Origin of the sequence: Acholeplasma equirhinis (assembly GCF_017052655.1) — a bacterium.
Taxonomy (GTDB): Bacteria; Bacillota_I; Bacilli_A; order Acholeplasmatales; family Acholeplasmataceae; genus Acholeplasma; species Acholeplasma equirhinis.
Window position 1 is genome coordinate 1 of sequence record NZ_JAFIDC010000001.1, and the last position, 17,594, is coordinate 17,594.

The 17,594-nt window shown below is 32.9% G+C and carries 11 protein-coding genes; all 11 read left to right on the forward strand.

Annotated features, from left to right (window positions below; genetic code table 11):
* The first annotated feature begins 454 nt into the window (after positions 1 to 454).
* The 11 genes from JV173_RS00005 (at position 455) to JV173_RS00055 (ending at position 17,504) form a co-directional block, all read left to right on the forward strand.
* Positions 455 to 766: a hypothetical protein gene (locus tag JV173_RS00005; RefSeq protein WP_205734235.1), complete on the forward strand. Its 312-nt coding sequence runs from the start codon at positions 455 to 457 to the stop codon at positions 764 to 766.
* Positions 767 to 892: 126 nt separating this feature from the next.
* Positions 893 to 1,774: a competence protein CoiA family protein gene (locus JV173_RS00010; RefSeq protein ID WP_205734236.1), complete on the forward strand. Its 882-nt coding sequence runs from the start codon at positions 893 to 895 to the stop codon at positions 1,772 to 1,774.
* Positions 1,775 to 1,924: 150 nt separating this feature from the next.
* Positions 1,925 to 2,362 carry a GNAT family N-acetyltransferase gene (locus JV173_RS00015; protein ID WP_205734237.1) on the forward strand — a complete coding sequence of 146 codons (438 nt, stop codon included), beginning with the start codon at positions 1,925 to 1,927 and terminating at the stop codon, positions 2,360 to 2,362.
* Positions 2,363 to 2,665: 303 nt separating this feature from the next.
* Positions 2,666 to 4,417, forward strand: a complete 1,752-nt coding sequence (locus JV173_RS00020; protein WP_205734238.1) for an Ig-like domain-containing protein — start codon at positions 2,666 to 2,668, stop codon at positions 4,415 to 4,417.
* A gap of 12 nt (positions 4,418 to 4,429) precedes the next feature.
* A complete protein-coding gene (locus tag JV173_RS00025; RefSeq protein ID WP_205734239.1) occupies positions 4,430 to 6,394 on the forward strand; it encodes a CotH kinase family protein in 1,965 nt (654 codons plus the stop codon).
* Between the two features lie 36 nt (positions 6,395 to 6,430).
* The gene (locus JV173_RS00030) at positions 6,431 to 8,278 is read left to right on the forward strand and encodes a hypothetical protein (protein ID WP_205734240.1); all 1,848 of its coding nucleotides are present in this window, start codon (positions 6,431 to 6,433) and stop codon (positions 8,276 to 8,278) included.
* Positions 8,279 to 8,300: 22 nt separating this feature from the next.
* Positions 8,301 to 9,374, forward strand: coding sequence for an AAA family ATPase (locus JV173_RS00035; RefSeq protein ID WP_205734241.1), 1,074 nt, complete (start codon positions 8,301 to 8,303; stop codon positions 9,372 to 9,374).
* The gene (locus tag JV173_RS00040) at positions 9,374 to 10,270 is read left to right on the forward strand and encodes a DUF58 domain-containing protein (protein ID WP_205734242.1); all 897 of its coding nucleotides are present in this window, start codon (positions 9,374 to 9,376) and stop codon (positions 10,268 to 10,270) included. The genes JV173_RS00035 and JV173_RS00040 overlap by 1 nt, the downstream gene beginning before the upstream one ends.
* Positions 10,267 to 12,120 (forward strand): vWA domain-containing protein, encoded by a 1,854-nt coding sequence (locus tag JV173_RS00045; RefSeq protein ID WP_205734243.1) that lies wholly within the window; start codon positions 10,267 to 10,269, stop codon positions 12,118 to 12,120. Before JV173_RS00040 ends, JV173_RS00045 begins: the two co-directional genes overlap by 4 nt.
* Complete coding sequence (locus tag JV173_RS00050) at positions 12,107 to 14,755, forward strand: VWA domain-containing protein (protein ID WP_205734244.1); 2,649 nt, start codon at positions 12,107 to 12,109, stop codon at positions 14,753 to 14,755. Before JV173_RS00045 ends, JV173_RS00050 begins: the two co-directional genes overlap by 14 nt.
* A gap of 490 nt (positions 14,756 to 15,245) precedes the next feature.
* Complete coding sequence (locus JV173_RS00055) at positions 15,246 to 17,504, forward strand: hypothetical protein (RefSeq protein ID WP_205734245.1); 2,259 nt, start codon at positions 15,246 to 15,248, stop codon at positions 17,502 to 17,504.
* The last annotated feature ends 90 nt before the right edge of the window (positions 17,505 to 17,594 follow it).

The window sequence follows — 17,594 nt, forward strand, 5'->3', positions numbered from 1 at the left end:
TTTACGGGTAAGTAAGAGTGTCAGAGGCAATTGGGCAAATAAAAAGACCCTCAAATGGGGGTCGCCAGTAATAAAGCCTTGTAGGCGTGTGAGAAAAACCGCGCCTTGAAGACGCGGATTTTTATTTTTCTTTAATATACGGAGAAAAATAAGTATAAGAATAATAAATTTTATGAAGAATGCTGTAGGTCATGCTTGAATGTGTTGTGATTGAACAAATTTCCAATAATTAAATATATAATTCATACACTTAATGTTCTATCAGTTCGAGTGAAATTAATAAAATATAGACGTTCTAGAGGTCGCTAATGAGAGTAAGAAATTAGAGTAAATTCTTAAACTCATTAAATGTGATATACACATATTAAAACAGTGAATAGAATATAATGTTTAATAAGAGATGATGTTTTTAAACTAAAGTAAGTAAAATAAACAATAAAGAGGAATAATATTAATGGCTAAAAGACACGATTTTAATTTTGAAGGTGGAGAAATCCTGAGTAAGATTGCAGCTTGGTGGTTAGTATCATACAAATACTATCTTGAAATTGATGCGGAACACTTTAATTGGTCTAAAAATCTTACAGATAATTCAATCAATTCAAGAAAATCCAATTATGAAAGATCAACGCAGTACCATGAAAAGTGGTTAAAAGAAGTACTTAAAATGAATCAGCTAGATAAGCATAAAAATTCTGGAAATCTAAGTGGAAATGAAATAAAGAGTATGGCACGCGAATTAATTAAAAAACTTGAAAATCAGTAATTTTTAGAATTTTACCGCTCAAAATTATAAAGTTAATGATAGTGAATTTGAATAATAAAAAGGAATAATATGCATTAGTAAATTGTTTTTTCTAAGATTACATTTAATTATAAAGGGGAAATTGCTTTGGAGTTATTTTCTAATCCGAATATTCATGACAAAGTTAAGTATGAAGTTGCTCAAATTTGTAGAGATTTAGGTTATGAGGTTAAAGAAGAATTTAAAGGCAAAGATTGGCGTGCTGATGTATTGGTTAAAGCAAACAATCAAATATACGCATTTGAAATTCAAACAAGTATACAATCACTAAATAAAACTATACAAAGACAAGAAAAATATTTGAGAGACGGTGTTATTGGTTGTTGGTTATTTGAAAAAGAACCAAATCAAACAGATGAACTAAAGGATCTTCCTTTATTTAAGTTCAAAAATATTAATGACAAAATAACAGTATCGTTAAAGGGTAGAAAAGAACTAACATTAAAGGTTTTTTTAAGTGATTTCCTTAATAACAAAATCCAATTTAGAAAAATTTTAAGTCCACATGAAGTTGAAGTAAGAATCATTGACTGTGATTGTTGGAAATGTAATTTAAAGAATCATATATATTATATTTCGAACCTGATTTCACCTTGTCACGCTGAACTTTTTGATGGTGATATACAAATGTGGGATTCAGAAAAACTAATATTTAATCCACAAATCAAAGATAAAGTACTTAACTATGCTGAAAAAAATAAAAAACTAAACATGGCGAAAATTAAAGTTAGATTTAGTAGAACAATAAATGAATCTTATATGTCATTTGGATGTTCAAGTTGCGACAGTATTTTTGGTGATTGGTATATTCATGAAGCCGTAATTGAAACATGGTATGGTGATGGAGTTATTGATAAATTGATAATTCCTATTGATAAAACACTGAATTTAGATTTAGAAATACCTCATTGGTGTCATCCTGGGGAACATGATTTTTGTAGTTTAGAACTCGGTACAATTAAAGAGTAAGCTAGATAATATGATACATGCATATGATGCCATAGACTATATATAAATCAATGCAAAATAACTCTTTAAAAATGATTGTTATCTTATAAGTACTCCTTGAAATTCAACTTTTAAAGTATAATAAATTTAAAGAAAGTTTGAGGTGACATTATGATAAGACTAGAACAAATTACAGAAAAAACATTCTTTAAAGTGATTGATTTAAAAGTTAAAAAGGAACAAGAATCTTTTGTTGCTGAAAACATCATGTCTTTAGCTCAAGCTTGGTTATATTATGATAAAGCTAGACCGTTTGCTATTGTTAATGATGACGTAGTTGTTGGTTTCTTAATGCTTGAATGGGATGTAGAATCTAAAACTGCATCTTTATGGCGTTTCATGATTGGTGAGAATCATCAAAAGAAGGGATTTGGAACAGCAGCATTAAAAGAAGCTATTAAACTAGTTAGAGAATCTAATCTGTTTACTAAAATGGCATTATCCGTTGTAAAGGATAATTTAGATACATTACGATACTATCAATCATTTGGTTTCTTAGAAACCGGTGAAATTGTTGATGATGAAATCGTCATGGCAATGGATCTTTAAAAAATTAAAATAATTAATCAAAAGAAGAAGGTATATGACTTTGGGCAAGTTATATACCTTTTTTTGCACCTTATATGCATATTTATGCAATCAATTTTATGAATAAATTGACAATCATGAGATTATATGTTATTTTATATCTAAAGTTAGTAAAGCGTTTTCACATTGACAATATATTATTGTCATCTAAGGGAGAGTCAAGCATTCGTTTGACTTATTAAAATTATTAAAAAGAAATCGGTTTCCTAAACATCAAAAAATTATGCAACAGAAGAAATGATTCATGTTTCTTGGGGAGGAATTATGAAGTACATTAAAAAGGTATTATTACTTTCATTATTCACAATAATGAGTTTTTTTGTTATTGCGTGTGAAGAAACACCTAATGGTGGTGATCCAATAGAGGAAGGTTCAGTAAGTTTAAATTACAATGAAATTTCAATTATTGCGAATGCATCATCAACAAGTATGTTAGTTGCTATACTAGATGGCATCACAGGAACACCTGTTTGGAGTTCATCTAATGAAGAAGTGGCAACTGTTACACCGGATACAAACCCACTTGCAGCACGTGTTAAGGGGTTAAAGGCTGGTACTGCAACGATTACAGTTACAGTCGGTATTAAAACTGCTACCTGTATTGTTTCAGTTTCTCAAGGTGAGTATTTAGAAATTATTACCAAGACGATAAGTATGCAAGTTGGTCAAACCGAATCTATCAGTGTAGATGCGCATACTAATAATATTACTTATACATCTAATAATGAATTGATTGCGATTGTAAGTGCATCTGGAGTTGTGACAGGTATTTCTGAAGGGACAACAATTATTACCGTTAAAGCAGGAACAAAGACTGGTTATGTTACAGTCATTGTTGCTGAACCTGGCATTGAAATTATTGAACCAGGAGATGTCTTATTACAACTCGATTCAAATAATGAAGCAACATTAACAGCACGTGGTTTAGGTGGTGTTAATGCTGAACTAGGTACTTGGACAATTGAAGATGATACTGTTGCAAGTATTACTCAAGAAGGTGCTAAAGTTACAATTACCGCACTAGAAACTGGTGTTGGTAAATCAACAACAGTTACCTTTACAATTGATGGTTTTGAACCTTTAACAAGAACAGTAACTGTTAAAGATATTGACTTAGAAATTGATTTAGATGTTGTCTTTATGACAATGTTAAAAGATCAACAAACAGCTAAACTTACTGCAACGTTAACGCCTGAACAACAAGGTGAAGCAGCAGAAATCATTTGGACAGTCAATCCTGTTGGGATCATCACAGTTGCTCCAGATGGTACGATTTCAAGAGTTGAAGGATATACATTCACAGATGATGAAGTATCTGTTTCTGTAACTGCGACTTCTAAACGTGATCCTGAAGCTAAGATTTCAGCAATTGTTGTTGTTGAAAGTCCAACTAAAGGTATAAAGAATATTTCAACAAAAGAAGAATTTTTAGCAGTCTTTAGTAATCCTGCAAATGGTTCTGCAACCATTACTTTACTTGCGGATATTGATTTAGGTGGACAAACGTTTGCTTCACAAATCATGGCAGCAGGTACATTTAGTGGACACTTTAACGGAAATGGTTATGCAATTAAAAACTTTACTGCACCAGGTGTCTTTGGGGTTGTAACAGGAACTATTGAAAACCTTGCAGTAATCGGTAAAATTACCGGTATGCAAAGAGGTTTAATTGCAATCCGTACAGAACAAAGTGGTATCATTAGAAACCTATATATTGATATTACACATCCAGTTAGTAGTGATGAAACAGCTGCGATTGGATTATTTGGATCTGCATCATTTGTTATTATCATTTCAAGAAATGAGAAGAACGATAATATTCGTACACATGCTGGATTTGTTCAAACAGGTACAGTTACAAATGTATTTAACTATAATGCACAAAATTCAGTAAGTACGAAAGGTGCAATCACTAAAACTGAATCAGAAATTAAAGCAGCATCAACATATGCAGATTGGGATACTAGTATTTGGAATATCGTTGATGGTGAAATCCCAACATTGATTAAGAAATAACGAGGATTATGAATGAAATTAACAAAAGGTATAAAGGGACTTATTGTTCTTGCAGTGATATTATTTTTAGCATCATGTATTGCAAACACACCAGACCCAGATCCAATTGAAGAAAACTATGTATCAATTATTTTTGATACAGGTACAGATGAGGTAAATATTGAAACGATTACAGGTAAAACAGGCAGTCCTTTGACACTACCTAACGTACCGGATCGAGAAGGTTTCCGTTTTTCACACTGGATTTTAAATGGTATACCTTTTGAATCAAACATCTTTCCTGAAACTACGATTATTTTAGAAGCTGTTTGGAGTGGTCAATATATGATCATGCTAGAAACAGGTCAAAACGGTGAGGATTTTGATCCGATTTACTTATTTGAAGGTGAAGACATTGTCTTACCAACTGTACCAAATAAAGTTGTAGGTCAATATGGATATCAGTTTATTGAGTGGTTATATGAAGGCATTCCAAACCCTTTTACAAAGATGCCACAAATGGATATCACCTTAACTGTTAAATGGCAAGAAGGTTATGCAGTCATCTTTAATACAGGTGATTCAGAAACAGAAGTGGAACCACTTGTTTTACTTCCAAATGCAACCATGAAAGCACCTAATGTTCAACCACAAAGAAATGGATTTATATTTACAGGTTGGTCATATAATGGTGTACCTTACATCTTTGATAAAATGCCTTTCCAAACAATTACTTTAACTGCAACATGGTTAGATGAATCTAATCCTTATAATGTAGCATCAACCTTACCAAAAGTATTCATTAACTTAAAAAACAATAAGAATATTAATGATGTAACAAGAGAAGATTATGTGGATAGTTCAATTACAATCTCCAATACCGAAGATGAATTCCTTTTAACTGCAGTATCAGCTGAGTTTAAAGGTAGAGGTAATGGCTCTTGGGTTGATTCAGGACCTAAAAAAGGTTATAGAATTAAGTTCTTTGATAAACAATCTTTATTTGGAGAACCTAAATCTAAACACTGGGTCATCTTAGCATCAGCAAACTTTAATGATGTTTCACTTGCTAAAACGAAAACAGCATTTGATATTGGTAAATATATTTTATATGGTATTGAATATACATCATCAACTAGATGGGTAGAGATTTATGTCAATGGTAATTACCACGGTGTCTATACATTAGCAGAGCATGTCAGAGTAGATTCTGATCGTGTGAATGTTGATTCACAATTTGGTGTTTTAGATACTGGATATTTAGTTGAATACGATAGTTATGCAACTGGACGTTCTGGCATTGATTATTTCACTGTGGATGGCTTTAGATACCCATTTACAATGAAGAGTCCAGACCCTGAAGATTATCTTGATGAAGGTATTACAGAACAACAATACCGTGCTCAAGTTAATTATATTAAATCAGCAATTGACGATGCATTAACACCTGCCTTAAATAAAGATTTTAATACGTTCCAAAGTAAGGTAGATATTGATTCATTTGTTGATATGTATATATTAAATGAACTCTTTAAAAATACCGATTTAGGATTCTCTTCATTCTTTATGTATAAGAAACCAGGAGACACTAAAATTTATGCTGGACCACCTTGGGACTTTGATGCAACAGCTGGTGCATCTCGTGGGGATGCATCACCTTCTGGTATCTATGTTGCAGATACGATCCGTAACGTTTCAGAGTTTACTGCAAACTACATTTTTATAAACTTAATGCAAACTCAAGGTTTTAGAAATTTAGTTTACGCAAGATGGCAACAAGTTTCAGCTTTAATAAAAACTCAAGTTCAAACAAATCTTTCTGAAACGTTTATTACTGAGAATAGATTTGCTTTTGGTAGAAACTTTAGATATTGGAGTCCAAATTATACTTACAGTCCAAACCAAGTTCAAGGTGAAGAAAACTGGGCATATGCAACACGTGCATTAAGAAATTGGTTAGTAAATCGTATTGACTGGTTAGATGATAACTGGAAATAATATAAAAATAAAAATTAAATTTAGGAGGTGCTCTGTATGAAAGTAGCACCAGACTTACAAAAATTCCATCGAAAGTTAGTGATTGAATCCTGGATCAAGTCCGGTCTTTTAGGACTTGGAATTGGTAGTTTATGTTCATTTTTATTACTCACAATATTTTATTTTGTGAGATATGAGGGCATATTAGTTTCGATTATTCTAGGACTTATATTAGGGTTAGGTTCAACTTTTGTGTTATACAAATTTGTATTCTACCCTGATATTAAAAAGACTGCACAGCGTCTGGACAAATTAGGACTAGAAGAACGCATGATTACCATGCTTGAACTTAAAGAGGATACTTCCTTTATTGCTGAACTTCAACGTGAAGATACAAAAGTGAAAGTCGCTAGTATTCCTCCGAAAAAATTCAAGTTTGTAAATCTGGCAAAATACATTGGTGTTGTTGTCTTAGGGTTTATCGCAGTTTCTTCAATGTCAATCGCACTAGCAATTGAGGTAGCACCAAAGTACTACACAATTGAATGGGTCATAGATGGACAAAAATCTAAAACTGAAGTTCTAGAAAATACAATGCCTGAAAAAGAAACACCAATTAAAGAAGGCTATGTATTTTATAAATGGGAACCAGAGTTAGAACCTGCAACTAAAAATACTTCTTATACAGCAATTTTCCTACCTGAGTCTGTAACAGATGAAGAAAGAATTATTAAAGAACTTATTGAAGCTTTAAGACAAATTGTTGATTCTGCAAATGTCTCACAATCTTTAAAAGATGACTTACATATATTAATTGATAATTTAGAAGAAAGTTTAAAACCAGAAGATAGTCTCATTGTTAAGATTGCGAAAATCGAAGATACAAGAGATGAAATCTTAAGAAGAATCAGAGAAGAGATTCGATATATTGGTGATGAATTAAAAGCATTTGAAACAACTGATAGCTTAGGTGATGCTGTTTTAGAAAATAATGCACTGATTTTAAAATTATTCATTGATAACTTTGTTGCTGATTTTGAAGCAATGCCAGTCAGTCCAGAAAGAACAGAAACTTTACTTCAAACCGCAGATGATATTGAAGCAGCAATGAAGAACTCAAATGAGTATAATCCAGCATTAAGAAAAACGTTACAAGATTTAGCAGATCTTCTGCGTCGTATGGCAATTAACACAATCGCAGAAGAACTTCAAAAACATGAAACAACAGAAACTTTAGGTGATGCTGTTGCAACACGTGATAATGATTTACTTGATCAGTTTATAGAAGAATTTGTTCAAGACTTCATTGATATGACAACAGGACCAGAAAAAATAGAATTACTCCTTCAAACTGCTGATGATATTGAACAAGCACTAGAAGATTCAAATGAAGATAATGATCCATTAAGAGAACAACTTCAAGCTTTGGCTGACTTACTTCGTAAGATGGCTCAAATTATTGAAGAAGGTGATATTCCAGAAGATCAAGCACAAGAACAACTTGAACAAGAACTCCAAGAAATCATTGATCAAATTAAAGATATCTTAAACCCTGAACCACAAGATGATGAAGGGGACTTAGAACAAGATATCGAAGATGCTATTGAAGATGCAATCGGTGAATTAACTGGACAAGAACCTAATGAAGAAGAACCTGAAGACCCTGAGGACCCAGAAGATCCAAAAGAAGGTGAAACGGATCCTGAAGAAGGTGGACCAGGTAGTCCACAAGATGGTGAAAATCCAAAAGTCATTGATGGTCAAACAGATTACGTTAGCGAACTCCTTCAATTAAAACAAGAACTTATTGATAGATTAAGTGACCCGAATTTAACTGAAAGTGAACGTCAACTGATTAATACATACATAGATAACATTGATAGAGAAATCGAAAATGCATCATAATACATACGGGAGATAAGAATACATGATTAACGAAGAAAACATTAAACATTTCGAATCACAAATTAAAAATATTTTTAAACAAATCAGTCGTGACGTGATTGGTCAAGAGGAAGTTGTTGAAGGCGTAGTAGTTGCTATGATCACTGGAGGTAATGTCCTTTTAGAAGGGGTTCCTGGTGTTGGTAAAACACGTTTAGTTAGAACATTAGGTAGAGTCTTTAACTTACCGTTTTCAAGAATTCAGTTTACACCTGACTTAATGCCTGCTGACGTTACTGGTACAAACATTATTGTTAAAGATGATAAAGGTAATTCTAAATTTGAATTCCAAAAAGGTCCAATCTTTTCAAATATCATCCTAGCAGATGAAATTAACCGTGCAACACCAAAGACTCAATCCGCATTACTTGAAGCGATGCAAGAACATACAGTAACTGTTATGGGTGTCTCAAGAAAACTTGATGAACCATTCTTTGTACTTGCAACTCAAAACCCGATTGAACAAGATGGTACTTATCCATTACCTGAAGCTCAAATGGACCGATTTATGTTTAAACTGATTGTGACATATCCAAACTTAGATGAACTTAAAAACATTGTAAATATTACACAAGTCACAATGGCAGAAACAGCAGATGTTGCATGTAATGCAGAAGAACTTTTAAGAATGCGTCAAACTGCAAAAGAAATCCCAGTTGCTGATGATGTCCTAAATTATGCAATGAAGTTAACTTTAGCAACACATCCTGAAAGTGAAGTCGCAACAAAAACTTCAAGAAGATATGTTAGGTATGGTGCATCACCACGTGCTGCCCAAGCATTAATTTCAGCAGCTAAAGTTCGTGCTTTAATGCACGGTCGTTTTAATGTTGCATATAGTGATATTAATGCACTAGCAAAACCTGTTCTTCGTCACAGAATTAAACCTAACTTTGAAGCAATCACTGAACATATTTCAAGTGACCATATTATTGAAGATATTATTAAAGAATTAAGTGGTGAAACACCAAAAGAAAGAATTGTTGATCAAACTCCTGACTACACAGAAGAAGACACTAACAAAAAAGGCGGCTTATTTAAGCGTAAGAGTAAATAATGAGAAAAATCTTAAATGATGAATTTATCAGCAAACTTGAAACTTTAAGTTTCCATATGAATTCATTCATGAGAGGATATTTTGGTGGTAATCACCGTACCAGTGCATATGGTTCTACAGTTGAATTTGCAGATTTTAGAGAATATACACTAGGAGACGATATCCGTCATATTGACTGGAATTTATATAGTAGATTCGAAAAGCATTTCATTAAGTTGTTTGTTGATGAAAGACAAATGTTCATCCAAGTTTATCTAGATTGCTCAGCTTCTATGGAAAAAGCAGATTCTAAGAAAAGTGAATTTGCATTAAAGACAGCAGCATCTATTGGATATCTTGCCGTCCATAACATGGACCGTCTTTCATATCGCTTAATTCAAGGTGATAGTGCATTTGATTTAAGTGGTACCATCATTGGTAAGGATAATTTCTTTAGAACGATTTCTCTTTTAGAAGAAACAGAGTTTAAAGGTGAAGCAGACCTTGATAAAGCCATTACCGGACAAAATGATGTTGGAACAAACGATGGTTTAACAGTAATCATTTCTGACTTTTTAACAGATTCTAACTGGAAAAAAGCAGTTGATTATCTTTTATACAAGAAACGCCAAGTGATGTTAATTCAAGTGCTTGCACCAGATGAGTTAAAACCGCTTTATACTGGACGCATTCGTTTGGTTGACTCAGAATCATCTTCACCAATTGATGATAAGAATATGAAGATGAAAATCACTAAAGCAGATATTAAAGCATATAATGAAGCATTAAAAGATTTCAAAGAAGATATGAAGAATTTTTGTATGGCTAGAGGTGTGAATTTTATTTCTATTTCTAGTGATGAAAAGATTGAGCAATTAATCTTTAATAAACTGGCACAGGTAGGTACAGTCACATGATTCTACTTACACCACTCGGTTTATTAGGTTTACTTGGTATTATTGCATTAATCATTATTTACATCTTAAAGCCTAAATATCAAGATAAAACCTTATCCTCTACATTTATTTGGAAACTGTCATTAAAATATAAAAAACAAAGAATACCTTTAGAGTGGCTTAAAAGTTCACTGATTTTTATCTTGCAGGTATTAATTATCACCATTATGACAATCATTATGGCAAATCCAAATATTACTTTCGCATCAGAAAGTGGTGAAAAGGTTGTTATACTAGATGCTTCTGCATCGATGATGGCAGAGGTAAATGGTGAAACCAGATTTAATCGTGCAATTAAAGAAATTAATATATTAATTGAAGAAACAACACCTAAAGATCGCTTCACTGTGATTGTTTCAGGTTCAACAGCATCATTTGTAGTCAGACGTTCTGATAATGAAGAATTCATTAAAGGTAACTTAACATCATTAGAACCAAGTTATTCAATTTCTAATATTGAACAAGCACTTGATTTAGCAGAAACTGTTTTAGATGAGAATCCAACAGCTGAAATTTATTATTTCACTTCAATGGATTATCAAACACATGAGGGCATAATTGTTAGAAATATGAGTCAATCTGAATGGAATGCTGCAGTTCTAGACTTTAAAGCAATCCGTGGAACCAATGGTAGATACTATTTTGAAGCAGAAATTGGTAATTATGGTGAAGCAAGAAGCTTTGCTGTCCAATTAAAAGTAGATGGACTGCATCGTGGAGCAACACTTGTTAACTTTTCTAAAGACGAAGTTAAATTGATTAAATGGGATGCTGTAACTGTACTTTCATATATTGATGCAGAAGTCTTACTTGATATAGAAGATAGTTTTACATACGATAATCATTTAGGTATATATGATGGACTCAAAGATGAATTTAAGATTCAACTGATTTCAGATAATGAAGATGAATTTGAATCAACACTTTATTTTGTTAAACAAGCATTAACTGCTGTAAATTCTAGATTTAAAATCACACAACCAGTAAATGAAGCAGATTATAAAACAGAAGGTTTCGATTTATATGTCTATTCAGGATATGTTCCAAATGTCTTACCAATTGATGGTGCCATTTGGTTCTTTAACCCTAAACTGATTCCAACAGGAACAGGTATTACACTAAGCAATGAAGTCTCAGGTAACTTTAACGTTACACCTCAAAACGCATCGAGTGCAATATATCGTACGTTTATGAAATCCATTCAAGCAAATACGATAACTGTTTCTAAATACGTTAAAATTCAAACCTATCCTTTATTTGAAAGAATCTTAAATATCGGAAATGATCCTGTCTTATTAACTAAAAATCAAAATGGTGTTAAGATGACAATTTTCGCATTTGACTTAGCATATTCTAATTTACCTGTTCAAGTCAATTTCCCACTTTTAATTAACAACCTAGCAACATATTCATTAATACCAACATTTGATCGTTATTTATATAATGCAGAAGAAACTATAGAAATAACTGCGAAACCTTCAGCTCAAACATTAATTGTTTCAACACCTGATGGTATTGAAACCTTTGATGATGCAAAGGTTTCATATAAGTTATCAAAACCAGGTTTATATACAGTCACACAAACCTTAGAAAATGGTACAGTACTTTCTGAAAAATTCTTTGTTAGAGTACCAAAAGATGAAAGTAGATTTAATCTTCAAGGTACAACAATCATAAAACCACTTGTACCGGTTGGAGATCCATTAAATTATCAAACTGTAGACTTAATGGATTTTATTCCTTATTTAGCAATGATCTTAATTGGATTTATTTTAGTAGAATGGGTGGTGCAATATCGTGAGCAATATTAACATTCTATTTAAAGAACCACTGTATTTACTACTGTTTATTCCAGCACTTTTATTGATGTTGTGGCCATACTTTAGGTTACCAAAACAACACAGAAGAACAAGAAATAGAATCATTTCAATGGTTTTACATACGATTGTTTTATCACTTGCAATCTTTACATTATCAGGTATGACTTATGAAATTGAAAATGTTGAAATTAAGAATGATGTCATCATTTTAGTAGATTCTTCTAAGAGTAATGAATCTTCAATTGGTAGAATGAATAATTTCATTCAAGATATCATTGAAGAAATGCCTGATGGGTATCGTGTTGGTATTATGGAGTTTGCTAATGGTAATATCTATAAAGCACCAATCTCAAACAATAAATTTAGTGTATATGATACCTATATTAATTCGAATCAAAAACCAAATGTTACAGGGACAGATATTGCACAAGCATTAAGTTATGCACATCAGTCTTTAGAAAATCCATCAAGTGGCAGAATCATTTTAATGAGTGATGGTAGAGAAACAGATGGTAGAGCTTTAATTGCAAGTTCTGGTATCGGAAATACCGGTACAAGAATTGATGTTGTTTACTTTGGTTCACCAATGAGTGATGAAGAAGTTCAAATCAATGAAGTTAAAGTACCTGACTTTGTTTCAATTGGAGCAGACATTTCAATCACTGTTACAGTACAGTCTGCATCAAGTAAACCAGCAGTTATTAAATTATACGATAATGGCTTACCTATCGGAGAAGTAGGTGGTAATCCAGTATCACTTTCTGGTGGTACGGATACATTTATCTTTGACTACGCATTCTCAGTTGCAAGACTTCATGAAATTAAAGTTGTCGTTGAAACTGATGAGGATGGTATCTTAGAAAATAATACATATTACAATTATGTTTATATTGAAGGTAGTTCAAATAAAGTACTGATTATTGATGGTACAGGTGTTGAGGCAATCAACTTAAATCAATTATTAGAAAATGATTATGAAGTTGAAGTGATGATGATTAATGACATCACTCCAGGCAACTATAGTTTCATCAATATGTATGACCAAATTATTTTAATGAACGTTTCAAATGCAGATATGCCTGAAAACTTTGACTTAGCACTTAAAAACTATGTTGAAGTCATTGGTGGTGGGCTTTTAACAACAGGTGGTTCAAAAGCATATCAAGAAGATGATATGAAAGATTCAGTTTATGAAAGTCTACTTCCTGTTTATGCAAATACAAATGCAAAACCACTTGCGATTATGTTAATCATTGATGCATCGACATCAATGACAAATGGTGGTTCTCAAAAATTAAACCTTGCTAAACAAGGTGCAATGGAAGTAGTAAACGCATTAACAGATCAAGATATGGTTGGTGTCATTATGTTTAACACCATTGCAACCGTCATGATAGGTCCAACACCAGTTGCACAAAAAGCTCAAATATTCCAAGCAATTAATAATATTCAATCGAGTTTAGGTACACGTTATGCAGAAGGTATTCAATATGCTAAAAACCAATTAGATAACTTCCCAGGTAACGCCAACTTTAACAAACACATCATCTTCTTAACTGATGGTGAACCACAGGATACAGGGTATATGGCAGTTATTGCACAACTTGGACCAATCTCACTTTCTTCGATTGCTATTGGTTATGGAAATGGTATTTCAAGAGATGTTGTTCAAAACATGGTAAGAGTCGTTGAAGGTCGTGGTGCATTCTATGATGTTGGTAATGAAGCTGATTTACCAGCAATTATGCAACAAGAAGCTTTATCTGTATCATCAGGCTATTTAAATGATGATCCATTTATTCCAACTATTGATGTAAGAACAGCTGCACTTGGTGATTTAGTAAACTTACCTGAACTTGGAGGTTACTATGGTACCAGACTTAAAGATGGTGCAATCCAAGTCTTAAACAAAGATTCTGACCCAATCTATGCTGAATGGACATATGGTAATGGTCGTGTTGGTAGTTTCATGAGTGATTTAAATGGTGATTGGTCAACAAACTTCTTTACAGATGTTAGAGGTAATATCTTCATAAGAAATACAATTGATCATTTAATGCCAGATATTCCAATGAATGATTTTGATATGACAGTACAATTTACGCGTCAAAATTTCCAATCTCAAATGAGAGTCGTTAATGTGACAAGTGAACCAGATGTTAGAATATATGTTTCAATTAATAATCCTCAAGGTGTAGAAACTTCTTTTGAACTTTCTAAACAATCCAATGCACTCTATGGTGGATTATTTAAAACAGAAGTTCCAGGTATCTATGAGGTGACACTTACTAAGCAAAATAATGCAGGTCAAGTGATTTCAACAGTAACAACATATACAGCATTCTCATACTCAAATGAATTTAATGGATTCTATGATGATATTGAAATGTTTGATAAGATGGGTGAAATTGCAAGAAACGGTAGAGGACAAATTCTATTTAATGCAGACAATATGTTTAGTCTTGAATCACAAACTCAAACAAAACTAGAAGATCCAACCCTACCATTCATGATTACAGCTTTAATATTATTCTTACTGGATATCATTGTCCGTAAGTTTAAGATCAAATTTCCACATGAGATTTGGCAGTCTATAAAAGACAAAAAAGGTTCAAATTCTATTTAAATTACCCACATCATAAAACTTTAATTAAAAATATCATAAAAACACATGATGGGAAGCACTAATGATTAGTGCTTTCCAAAGTGTTTATAAATGATTTCAAAATAATGTTAATAAAACACTTTGAAATTCAAAAGTAATATGATATACTTTATATAAGTAAGCGTTTTCTTTGTGGGAGACATTCTTTTTATAGATTTAAGGAAACCGATTTCCTAATAAATATAGAAAGAAAAGAAAATGCAGATATACATTTTTCGAGGGACCATGAAAAGTCATGTACTTTTTAGGTCAGATAGGTTGGGGGATCTATCTATACGATAGACAAAAAATAAATAAAATTCCATATGAAAGGATAGGGATAAGAATATGGAGAATACAAAGCAACAATACACCTCACCGGAGATTGAAATTGTTGAAATGAGTGTAGAACAATCAATCGCTGCTAGTGCAGACGGTGTTTCACTATGGGAAGAAATGTGGGGCTAATCTAATGAAAAAATTAATGAGCTCTTTATTTACCCTAGTATTAGTATTTATGGGCATCATGTTATTTACACCAAGTGTTTTTGCAGCAGAACCAAGTACATCAGATTCAGTTGATGTAACTTTGACTGCTGTATTTGATAGTGAAAATACTCTTGAACTTAATGAATTAGGTCTTAAGTATGGAGATGAAATCACAATTGATGATTTTGCAGCAGAAGGAGACTATGAATTTGACTTCTGGATTGTGAATGGTGTTGTTAGAACAGATTTACCTCAAGCAACAACATTCTTAGCAACAGATGATATGCAATTAACTGCAGTGTTCCATCCATCAGATGAAACTGAATTTTATGTAGTGTTCATTGATTCAAACGGTCATGTAGCTAAAGCAGAGTTCGTTGGAAAAGATGCAGAGTCAACTGCACCTTCAACTGCAGGTTTTTCTAAACCTAACTTTGTAGTTGCAGATCCTGCATGGGTTTCACTTAAAGGTAGTCAAACACCTGCAGCTATTACAGAAGCATCTGTATTTAGACTTGCATATGTTGTAGACCAAGCTGCTGAATTTAATGTTTCAGTACCTGAAGGCGCAACTGTTTCAAATGCAACGCCTCAATATAATGAAATCGTAACAATTTCAACAGATGACCCTGAATTCGTAGCATGGTTAGAAAATGGACAAGTTGTTTCATTTGATCCTGTATTCAAATTCACAGCATTAATGGATCGTGAATTTGAAATGTCAACTGATGCTGCTGATTTAGAACCAGTTGTAACATTACACGAATTAGAACTAAGATCAGGCCATGCATCTTATTTAGGTCAAGTTTACTTACCTGAAGGTGCAACATTAATTGAAGCTGGTATCTTAGGAAGTAACACAGTTTCTATGCCTACATATGGTGCAGCAGATGTTACAGTAATCAAATCAAACGCATTACAACCTACAACATTAGAATTCTTAAGAACGATTGCAGATGCTAATGACTTTGAATTTGTTAGAGCATACGCAGTTGTTAAATTTGAAGATGAAATCGTAACTGTTTATAGTTTCATTGAAGAAGAACAACCACCGGTTGAACTACCTAAATTACCAACACCAATTCATGGTTTTGGTCCAAGTATAGTTGAATTTCATGCAGCATTAGGGCCATATGACCAAGCTGGTAGTCCTGCAGTTGGATTTGGTGGCAAGTTTGTATTAAGATTTACAAATAAAACAACTAATGATGTATATTATTATGAGTTTAGTCATGCTGCAAATGCTGGTATTGGTGTAAGCTTTGCATCATGGGTTCCAGGTAATTTACCTTATGGAACATATGTCACAACATATAAAGCAGTGGGTAATGGTATCACACACCAAGATTCAGATTGGTTCCCAGGTAGTGCAGAGTTTACATATGCACCAACTCCACTAGCAACACCTAATGCAACAGTAAATCATGAAACAGGATTTATTACTTGGTCTGCGGTTGCAAATGCAGTAAGTTATGACATTACAATTAATGGTGAAACTTATGAAAATGTAACTTCACCTTATGATTTAAATATGGAAGTTGAACTTGAAGCTGGTCAAACTCATAACATCACATTAAAAGCTGTTGCAGGTCCAGGATTTGCTGATAGTTCAGTTGATAAGACTTATATTAAACCAAGTGATGAAGCACAACCTTTAGACGCACCAGTCATTGATTTATCGGGTGATGTTGTTTCTTGGGGTGCAGTGCCAAATGCATTAGGTTATATTGTATTTATTAATGATACAGAGCATGAAACATCTGAAACTTCATTTGATTTAACTTCCATCTACTTACCTAATGGAAGTTATACGATTAAAGTTAAAGCAAAAGGTGATGTTGTTAATTATATTACCTCTGATTTTAGTAATGCTAAAGAATACATTGTTGCAAGTGCTCTTCCGCAATTAACTGCCATGACTCTTGGTGACCAAAATGGTAATATTGGTGGTTACAATAATGGATATTATAATTTCGTTGCTCATATGGGTCATGCAGTCTTTACCCAACCTGGATTTACAGGACAATTTAGATTTATAGTTCGACAAGGATCGACAATATTGAATACTACTGTTGCTGGTAATGGTTATTCATTCCATACTCCTGGTTCCAACTCGGATTTTTATGGATCTGTATTAGTACATGGTCAAAGTTATACACTAGATATCATTCTGGTTGGTAATGGAACAACACATGCAGATTCAGCACCATTGTCATTTAACTTTACATACAATAAAGGTTAATCATAAAAAACGATTCAATAGATTTAAATCAAACGACGCTTTACCTGCTCCCCCGCAGGTAAGGCGTCATATACTTTAAGGGACAAGGAT